Source organism: Tenacibaculum skagerrakense (assembly GCF_004345825.1).
Lineage (GTDB): Bacteria > Bacteroidota > Bacteroidia > Flavobacteriales > Flavobacteriaceae > Polaribacter > Polaribacter skagerrakensis.
On record NZ_SLXM01000001.1, the window covers coordinates 461169 to 471180 of the forward strand.

Here is a 10012-nt window from a genome sequence, read left to right on the forward strand (position 1 = left end):
AAGAAAAAGTATTTTGATCTACATAATTATTACAATTGCACTACTCCTAATTATTTATTTGTCTCTAAAAAAAGAGAAGAAATCCCAAGAAGTTGTAAATAAAATTGAAATCAAGGAACATTGGTACACAATTCTAGAAGAAAACGTATTGTTTTATCAAAAGTTAGATGCTCAGCAACGTTTACATTTTAAAAAGAGAATCCAATCTTTTTTAAATAGTGTTGAAATTGTTGCGGTAGATTTTGAATTGGAAGATTTAGATATTCTTTTAGTGGCATCAAGCGCAGTAATTCCGGTATTTGGTTTTAATAACTGGATGTATCCAAATTTGAAAACGGTTATTATTTATCCAGATTATTTTAATGAGAATTTGGAGTTTGCTGCTAAGTCTGAAAACAAAATTATAGGCGGTTTAGTCGGAAACGGGATGTTCGAAAACAAAATGATTTTATCTAGACGTGCCTTACATCATGGTTTTCTAAATAAAACAGATAAAGGGAATACAGGAATTCACGAGTTTGTTCATTTATTGGATAAACTTGATGGAAACATAGATGGAATTCCAAAAGCATTAATTGATAACGAGAATCTACTACAATGGTTAGATGTGGTTCATGATAAAATGGAGGCGATTAACAACGATGATTCTGATATTAGAAACTATGGAGGTACATCTAAAGAAGAATTTTTTGCGGTTGCTTCTGAGTATTTTTTCGAGCGCCCAAAATTATTACAACGTAAGCATCCCGAGTTATATAAAATGTTACACGACTGTTTTAATATAGATTAGAACTTTTTGAGGCTAAAGTTGGAAACGTAAAAAGGTTATGAAAATAATTGTAAGAGCACTTTTTGAATTCAAAGATGAGACTTATAGAGTTAATTCCCTTGAAGAAATTATTATATTCTTAGAAGAGCTTCAGAATTTTACTCAGTATAATTTTATAGTTTTTAAAGTGTATTCTGAAGAACAATACGAAGGAATAAGATTACATAAGAAAGATCAAATATATTCTATAAAGTACTTTAATCAGACAGAATCAAATTTTGATACGATACAAATTTCTACTATTTCCGAGTATTTTAGTTATGTCCGAAGTTTTCTGAATGAAAATGAAAATAAAACGAGAGAATTATTCGATAAATTAACCCTTCAGAATAAGGAAGAACAAAAAATAAAATATGAAAAATGGAAAAAGGAATATTCTGAATCAAAAGTTTCAAATAAATCTAAGTTTATAAAGAATATTATTATAGGGTTGTCCTTAATACCATTAGTGTTATATGTGTTGAATTTATTTTACACAGGAGATTATAAATTTATAGGTCAAGAAACTGAGATAATTAAAGCAGAGATTTATAAAACAAATTGGGCTCATGCAGCAGGTGGAGGATATTATCAAAGAATTTACTTTAAATTTAAATGTGAAGGGAAGACTTACAATGACATTACAAGGATAAATAAGTTCGTTGGAGAAAGAAAAATTGGAGATAAAATGTTATTGAAAGTTTCAAAATCAGATCCAATGAGATATGTAATCTTAGAATATTTAATTTCTGAGTAGTTTAAAAAGTCAATTTAAAATCAATCTAAGGACTTTTATCAAATAAAAATGGCATATTTGCCTCCTAATAAGTAATAAAACAATAAAATATATAACCTATGACAATGCAATTTGATTACATAATGGACGCCCAAAAGCGATTTCTATGGTGTTACAAATAGGTTATTGTAGTATAAAATCACTTAAAAGCGTCCAAGTTGTAAAATTTGGACGCTTTTTTTATGAAAAATTTTCAAGCTATTGAAAACATCCTGTGAAGTACTACATAGTTCTGCATCAGTAGATTAGTTATCTGAAGAAATTCGGACAGGAATTTTATTCTGTAAAAACAATATAACTAGTTGATTTTCAATAAAATAAATTTAAAAAAGATTTGTGTAATTCAAAAAAGCCTCACATCTTTGCATCGCAATTATGCAACAAAGCAACTAAAAGTTTATAGGTGTTTTGTCAGATCGAGCGCAGTCGAGATCATGTAAAATAAAAAGTTAAACAATTTTAAAACGAAGTACATATGTTTAGTAAAACAGTAAAACAAAGTATTACAATAGAACTAGGTTCTTTAGTATACTCGCTTCGTGACTTCAATAATAAATAGAATTCCAATCTAATTATATGAATAGTCCGAAGCCAAATTAAAGTTTCGGATTTTTTTTATGCCTTTTCCAAAAGTAGTTTAAGCAAAATTTCGAAACATAAAAGATTCGACAGCACCCTTTTTAGGAAGAATTGATCTGTGGAAAACTCTCAAATAACTAGTTATCGTGAGTTTTTTGAATGAAGAAGTATTTGCCAAAATTAATCGCTAATGCAAAAAAATCAACATGTATTGGCTTAGAAATTAAGTGGCTTTACATAGACAATAATCTAGTAAAGAACTTTAAAAATGAAAACGAATTGGAAAACACAAAATGTAGAGAACCGTCAAAGTAGTTTTATTCAACTTGTTGAAAGAATTGATAGAGAAAACAATAAACCAACACGTTATAAAAGAACTATTGAGACCATGCTTCTTGAGTTTTTTGGAAAAACTAGTAAGAAGCGCTATACCTGGAAAAGAGAGACTTTTAAAAGACTATTAATTCATTTATATAATCAAAAGTGTTATGCAATACTAAGAGATTATTACAGTGTAGAGGTAGTTCATAAAATGAGTTCTTTCGGAAATAAAATAGTGAGAAACATAGAAGACTGGAAGCAAGAAGGTTTTGAAAAAGAGGAACAGTTAAAGTCATTAATACAGCACTGTTTTGCAATTTATGAAACACCAGCTTTTTTGGAGAGTTCATTCTTTAGAAGTGATAAAAAACACATGCTTTGGTATATACAAATTGGTAGAGGAAAAAGCATTAAAGAGTTGTCACAAATGCCAGTACAATTAACAAGTAAAATGGCTCACGAATTTAGGAATGCTCCAGCTTTTTTTGAAGCGAACCAAGCATTACGATATGCACAAGCGCTCGGGTTTGGAGCTTCAACAGAAACAGCCAAAACAATAGGTTTTTCAAGGCTTTCAATTATCAGAGAAAGTGAAGAGGAATTTTGGGTAACAGTGGTTCAGTTTTTTGCAAAACAAAAAGGATTAGTTAAAAATGAAGTTGATCAAATAATCGATTATTTGACATATAAATATCGAGAAGATCAGTCATTTTCAATGAAAAGTAGAACGCTAAATGCACTAGTAAATCAAACCAGAGAGTGGCATAGAAATGTATACAAAGCTGAAATAGGTGAGGTATTAACTTGGAAACCATCGGGAATAAAACCTTTGTATGTAGAGGAAGTTGAGGAAGGTAAAAAAGTGATTTATAAAACAGTTGAATTATTAAACTCAGTTGAGCTCTACGAAGAAGGAAATGAAATGCATCACTGTGTTGCTGAATATGACGACGATTGTAAAGATAAGGCTTGTACAATCTTTTCATTACAGCGTCAAGTTGAAGGAGAACAGATGAAGCGTATGGTAACCATTGAAGTAGGATTACCTGAAAGAGAAATCTTGCAAGTTCAAGCAAAGTACAATGAAGAGCCAGATAAGAAATCTGCAGAATTGATTGACTTATGGATGACAAATGCAAAGATTAAAAAGCCAAAAGCTGTTTCGTACGGCGGACCAGTAAATGCAGTAGGAGGTGAAGTTTTAAATACAGTTCATACTCAAAGTTCTGAATATGATACAGGCGAAGTGATTAAAGCAGTTTTTTGGATTTTGTATTTCATTTTTAAGGTAATACTGTTCAGCAGATAAAAGAGAAGATGATGAAATTAACATTCATCTTCTCTTCAACAGAAAAGATTAGAAATAATGGGAAAAAAATTAAAAGGAAAAGACCTAATCAATTTAGGATTTCCAAAGAATAATAGTATAAACATCGCCTTAGGGCAAATTAACCGATATAGGAAAAAGGAAAAGAAAGATCGCATTTTAGAAGAAGCAAAAGACGTGTTGCTTCATCCAGAAAAATATCAAGGAAATGCGATTTGGGGGAAAGTTGCAGAAGGTTTAACAAAACCAGTAGAAGTGAGAATGCATCAATTACGAAATACAAGAGCACCATTTTCAATTTATGGAGAAAACGAAATTGACGATCAAGCGAAGTATCAATTGTACGATGCATTAAAATTACCAATAACAGTGCAAGGCGCATTAATGCCAGATGCACATTCGGGTTACGGTTTGCCCATAGGAGGTGTTTTAGCTACAGAGAATGCTGTAATTCCTTACGGCGTAGGATTAGACATTGGTTGTAGAATGGCCTTAAGTATTTTTCCGATGAAGGCTTCGTATTTAAAAGGGAAGCAACATCAACTAGAAAATATTTTAAAAGACCATACCAAGTTCGGAATGTATGAAACGCATGATAAAAAACAAGATCATGAAATTTTTGAACGAAAAGAGTTTCAAGACATTCCTTTGGTAAAGAGATTAAAAACAAAAGCCTACAACCAATTAGGAACTTCTGGAGGTGGAAATCATTTTGTGGAGTTTGGAATTGTAAACATAGTAGATGAGAATAATGAGTTCAATGTTACAGTTGGTGAATATGTAGGATTGCTAACACACAGCGGATCAAGAGGATTGGGAGCTAACATAGCAAAGCATTATACCTATTTAGCAACGAAACAATGTCCGTTACCAAAAAATGTGCAGCATTTAGCGTGGTTAGATTTAAATACGCACGATGGACAAGAGTATTGGTTGGCTATGAATTTAGCGGGAGATTATGCAAAAGCATGTCATGATAATATTCATAAACGAATTACCAAGTTGTTAGGTGTAAAACCATTGACTATGATCGAAAACCATCACAATTTTGCTTGGAAAGAACAAGTAGATGGGATAGAAAGAATTGTTCATAGAAAAGGAGCAACACCAGCAGGAAAAGGAGTTTTAGGAATTATTCCTGGATCTATGACAGCACCAGGATACATTGTTCGTGGAAAAGGTAATTCAGATAGTTTACAATCAGCATCACACGGAGCAGGAAGAAAACATTCTCGAAGAAAGTGTAAAGAGAAATTTACAAAAAGCGATATCAAACATCAATTAAAAATGAATGATGTTAGTTTAATCGGTGGAGGAATTGATGAAGCACCAATGGCGTATAAAAACATCAAAAAAGTGATGGGAAATCAACAAGAATTAGTTGATGTCGTTGGAACATTTACACCGAAAATCGTACGAATGGATAAGTAGTTAATTCAATAGTAAACCGGAGCCTGAGCGGAGTCGAAGGCTTAATATAAACCGTCATTACGATGAATGTAACGGAGTGAAGAGAAGAAGTAATCTTACGGATATAGATTAACAGATTGCTTCATTTCTTCCGAAGTTTCAGGATGTAATGACAAAAACAAAAAAACTATGGGAGCAAATCATAATATAAAAAGATACGGAGAATTATGGCCTGATTACCGAATAGAATTAGGCTTAAAAATATTAGAAAAATTAAAGCAATGGATTATTGTTTCTGGAGGATGGGCATGGCATTTTATGTCAGAAATGAATCATAAAGAATATAAACATGCTCATGATCATAAAGACATAGACATTTTTGTGAATCCGAAGAATATTGGAATTGTAATGCAAATTTTATTGGAAGAAGGATTTCAAAAAGTTTGGACGAGATACGATAAACTTCAAAGTGATGAAAACTTTAGACGATACGAAAAAGTAGAATGGTTAGATATTGGAAAAGAAGTAAGAATTACCATCGATTTTTTTGAATCAAAATCGCTTAAAACTATAGAGGTGAATGGATGGAATGTGGTAGATCCTGAAACCTTATTGAGTTTCTATTCAAACATTCATTCAAGTGATAAATGTTGGGCGGTAAAAGGAGCATTACAATTAGTATCGGAACATAAAAACCCAGTTGGTAATCCATTGTTATCAAAAATGCCTTAAAGGCACTTTGTCAATTCGAGTGAAAGTATTCGAAATGAAATGGAGAATAGTTTTGTATCGATAAGTGTACATATAGTTCTCGATAAAATTTTAATCTCATTTTTTATTCAATTAAAATCACTTGAACTAACAGTAAGAAATAATACATGGAAACAAAAACAATTCAGTTTACAGCAGGGCGTGGTCCGGCAGAATGTACTTGGGTAGTTGCAAAAGTTTTAAAAACGTTCATTAAAAATAGTTCGAATGCGGGAATATCATATGTGATTCTGCATCAAGAAAAAGGAGTTGAAAACGGAACAGTTCAATCTGTTTCGTTACAACTTAAAGGTCAAAACCTAACGCTCTTTTTAAAAGATTGGTTAGGAACAATTCAGTGGATTGGAAAATCAACTTTTAGGAAATATCATAAACGCAAAAATTGGTTTATCGGTTGTTTCGAATTAAAGGAGTTGAAAATTTTAGAGGTTTTTGAGAGAGATATAGAATTTCAAGCAATTCGTAGTTCTGGACCTGGTGGCCAGCATGTAAATAAAGTGAGTTCGGCAGTTCGAGCAAAACATATTCCAACAGGAGTACAAGTGCTAGTTTCAGAAAGCAGATCGCAACATCAAAATAAAAAGTTAGCGATTAATCGATTAAAAGAACAATTGGCAAATTATAATATTCAGCAATTGCAAGAGAATATTCAAGACGAATGGGAAAATCATTTGAATTTAGAAAGAGGTAATCCAGTTCAAATATTTACTGGAACAGATTTTAAAATTCAGAAGAAAAAGAAAAATTATAAATCAAAACGCGGTCAATTAAAAAGTGATTTGCGAAAAGAATTAAACTAATAAAACTCGTCATTACGATGAACAAAACAAAGTGAAGAGAAGAAGTAATCTGCTTATTTTATCCTAAATCTAGTTTAGAAAGTAACAGATTGCTTCGTTTCACTCGCAATGACGTTTAGTAAGAATTAAACTAAAATGAAAACACTAACGAATAATTACATTTTTAAGGCATTGGATGCATATCCATATGATTTAGAAGAAGCAATCGAAGCGTTAACATATGCCTTAGCCTACGATGAAAAAAATGTTATGGCTTTATGTTTAATGGGAAGAATTTATGCAGAACGTTTACATGATTTCGACAAAGCCAAGGAGTATTATGCAGAAGCAATCACAGAAAATATAAATGCTTTTCATGTATATCCACATTACATTAATGTATTGCTTTGGAATGATGACAATCAGGAAGCAGAGAGATTAATAGATTTTGCATTAACAATTAAAGGTGCAGATAAAGGAGTTTTAAACGTAAAGAAATCGCAGTATTTAGAAAAATGCGGAGAATATAAAAAAGCGTTGAAGGCTTTAAAAGAAGCGAAGCGAGTTACCTATAATAACGATTACTTATATACGATTAATCAAGAAAAGGAACGTATAAAGGGGAAAATGCCTAAAGAGAAAAAGAAAGAAAAAGGAAAAAAAGAAAAGAAAAAGAAAAAATAATTTTTAAAATCAATAATTATGAGAAGAGAAGTTTTACATAGGTTTTTACAGAATACAGATAACACGGGAAGATTTGTTGTACAATCTAAGATTACGGGAATCACCTATTATGTGGAACCAATTGATAGCGGAAAACCTGATAAATTATGGGGAGATGTCGATCCAGTTACGAAAAAGTTAACCGGTGATTATGGGAATATTCGAAGAGGTGCTGTTAAACCTTCCGAATCTCTAATTACTGAAGAAAACGGATTTGTAAATATCAATACGTTTAAAGGAAGTCCGCTTGCGGAAATTGACCGTAGAGATAAAATTTACGAGAAAAATTATAAATAATTTTCACTACGTAAAAAGAATGCGCAATAGCATTACATATTTGCAGTGTAATTATGAAAAAGAAGAAGAAAAAAGCTTGAAAAAGGGAAAGTAGAAAAAGAAAAAAGCCTCATCATAACAAATGGATTATGATGAGGCAAATTAAAATCCTCTTTAGCTCAAAAGGAAGAGCTGTGGTAAAAGACCTTTGTTTCGTAGCCACGGAGTGATTGGATGATGTTGTTAGTAACTTGCATACTAATGAATAGAATTTGCAGAAGCACCGAAATTAAAAGTTTAAGAGTAGGGAAGCGCATTTAGAGCCAGTCAGCCTTATTTTTAAGGAGTATCAGTTCGAATCTGATAAGAGGAACAAAAAAGTTCATTAAAATATTTAAAATATCAAACGAGTCTTGTTGCGTGTTTCTGTATAACACCATTGTATACAATCGTGCAAAATTTGTATTCGCTTTTGTATATGCAACTTGATTTGAAGGTTTCGATTATTAGCCAAAAAATAATCATCATTCTATAGGTCACGGGTTCGACTCCCGTCATAAACATTGTTTATGTAGTTCAGTTGGCAAGAACGATAGATTTTTTAATTGTGTGGGTTCGAATCCCACTATCCTTAACGGATATGGCGAAATGGTAGACGCGCTAGACTGTTAATCTGGTAATTGTGGTAAGCCTAATGGCGAATCGGTTCGACTCCGATCCAAAGCTCATCATCTTGTAAAACTGATGTTAGGAAAGAAAGTTGGTATGTTCTGAATGAGTTCTTAAATGAACACTTTGACAAGAACTTTGAGATTTTCAATACTAAAACTAGAAAGTAATAATTTTTTACAAATCAGTTGAAGTCAGATTAGATTTCAATCCATTTTTAAAAACGAATTATCGCCTTTTTTTAGATTGTTTATTTCCGTGCTTTGAAAAGCATTTGGACATATCGCTTTTATAAAAAAAATTAAATAAGAGTGTTTTAGTATTCACTAAAACCAAACAAAAAATAAAACTATAAAAATGAAAAGAGTAAAAATTAATGCAGGAAAAGTAGGGTTAGTTTTCAAAGGAGGAGACTATCAAAAAGTAATTACACAAGGAAAGCACTGGTTGTTCTTAAACCAAAATGTAGTTATGTACGATTTAACTCAAGAATTTAGAACGTCAGTAGCTTTAGAAATTTTATTAAAAGATGAGGTTTTAGCTGATATGTTAGAACTGGTTGAAGTTGATGATAATGAGTTAGTATTGGTTTATGAAAACAATAACTTCAAAACTACATTACAAGCTGGAAGATATGTGTATTGGAAAGGTTTGGTTGACAGAAAATTCAAAAGAGTTGATTTAAGTAAAATTGACATCACAGAAAATATTGAGAAATCATTATTTAGAAATTACGAATTGTCAAAATATATCAGAGTATTTGAAGTAGCGGCTTATGAAAAAGCAGTATTGTTAATAGATGATGTGTATACGAAAACCTTAACAGGTGGAACCTACAGATTCTGGAGAAACGATACCACTATTAAAATTGCAAAGGCTGATACAAGACAGTTACAAATGGAAATTGCAGGTCAAGAATTATTAACTAAAGACAAAGCAAATATTAGAATTAACTTTTTTACTCAGTATAAATTTATAAATATTGAAAAAGCGCTTTTAGAAAATAAAGACTTCGAAAAGCAATTGTACATATTAATGCAATTAGCATTAAGAACTTATGTTGGTACTTATACTTTAGACGAGTTATTAGAGAAAAAGGAAAACATTGCAACTGCTGTTTTTGATCAAGTATCTAAAGAAGCTGATCAATTAGGTGTTAAAGTAATTAACTGCGGAATTAGAGATGTTATTTTAACTGGAGACATGAAGGAAATCATGAATCAAGTATTAGTAGCGCAAAAAAGAGCGCAAGCTAATATTATTACAAGAAGAGAAGAAACTGCTTCAACAAGAAGCTTATTAAATACAGCAAAATTAATGGAAGACAATGAAATGTTGTTCAAGTTAAAAGAAATGGAGTATGTTGAAAAAATTGCTGACAAAATTGGAGAAATTACAGTTTCTGGAAACGGTAATATGGTGAAGCAGTTAAAAGATATATTCATCGTAAATAAATAGAAATAGTTCATTGAGATGAATAAGGTAACCTTTAGTCAAATTTTTAAATTTGATTAGAGGTTTTTTCATATTCAAGATATTCACATTATTTTTAA

General features: G+C 31.3%; 9 protein-coding genes and 1 tRNA gene. All 10 read left to right on the forward strand.

Annotated features, from left to right (window positions below):
- Positions 1-13: 13 nt before the first annotated feature.
- The 10 genes from EV195_RS02105 (at position 14) to EV195_RS02145 (ending at position 9917) form a co-directional block, all read left to right on the forward strand.
- Positions 14-790 carry a M90 family metallopeptidase gene (locus EV195_RS02105; RefSeq protein ID WP_132792253.1) on the forward strand — a complete coding sequence of 259 codons (777 nt, stop codon included), beginning with the start codon at positions 14-16 and terminating at the stop codon, positions 788-790.
- A 37-nt stretch (positions 791-827) separates the two neighbouring features.
- Complete coding sequence (locus EV195_RS02110; protein WP_132792255.1) at positions 828-1565, forward strand: hypothetical protein; 738 nt, start codon at positions 828-830, stop codon at positions 1563-1565.
- Between the two features lie 886 nt (positions 1566-2451).
- Positions 2452-3813, forward strand: a complete 1362-nt coding sequence (locus EV195_RS02115; protein ID WP_132792257.1) for a PcfJ domain-containing protein — start codon at positions 2452-2454, stop codon at positions 3811-3813.
- Positions 3814-3870: 57 nt separating this feature from the next.
- Complete coding sequence (locus tag EV195_RS02120; protein ID WP_132792260.1) at positions 3871-5262, forward strand: RtcB family protein; 1392 nt, start codon at positions 3871-3873, stop codon at positions 5260-5262.
- A gap of 168 nt (positions 5263-5430) precedes the next feature.
- Positions 5431-5973 carry a hypothetical protein gene (locus EV195_RS02125; RefSeq protein ID WP_132792262.1) on the forward strand — a complete coding sequence of 181 codons (543 nt, stop codon included), beginning with the start codon at positions 5431-5433 and terminating at the stop codon, positions 5971-5973.
- Positions 5974-6119: 146 nt separating this feature from the next.
- Entirely contained in the window at positions 6120-6812 is a 693-nt protein-coding gene (prfH, locus tag EV195_RS02130; RefSeq protein ID WP_132792265.1) for a peptide chain release factor H, read from the forward strand.
- A gap of 135 nt (positions 6813-6947) precedes the next feature.
- Entirely contained in the window at positions 6948-7475 is a 528-nt protein-coding gene (locus EV195_RS02135; protein ID WP_132792267.1) for a tetratricopeptide repeat protein, read from the forward strand.
- A gap of 18 nt (positions 7476-7493) precedes the next feature.
- The gene (locus EV195_RS02140) at positions 7494-7811 is read left to right on the forward strand and encodes a hypothetical protein (RefSeq protein WP_132792270.1); all 318 of its coding nucleotides are present in this window, start codon (positions 7494-7496) and stop codon (positions 7809-7811) included.
- Positions 7812-8432: 621 nt separating this feature from the next.
- Positions 8433-8513, forward strand: a tRNA-Asn gene (locus EV195_RS16610).
- A gap of 303 nt (positions 8514-8816) precedes the next feature.
- Positions 8817-9917, forward strand: coding sequence for a slipin family protein (locus EV195_RS02145; RefSeq protein ID WP_132792273.1), 1101 nt, complete (start codon positions 8817-8819; stop codon positions 9915-9917).
- The last annotated feature ends 95 nt before the right edge of the window (positions 9918-10012 follow it).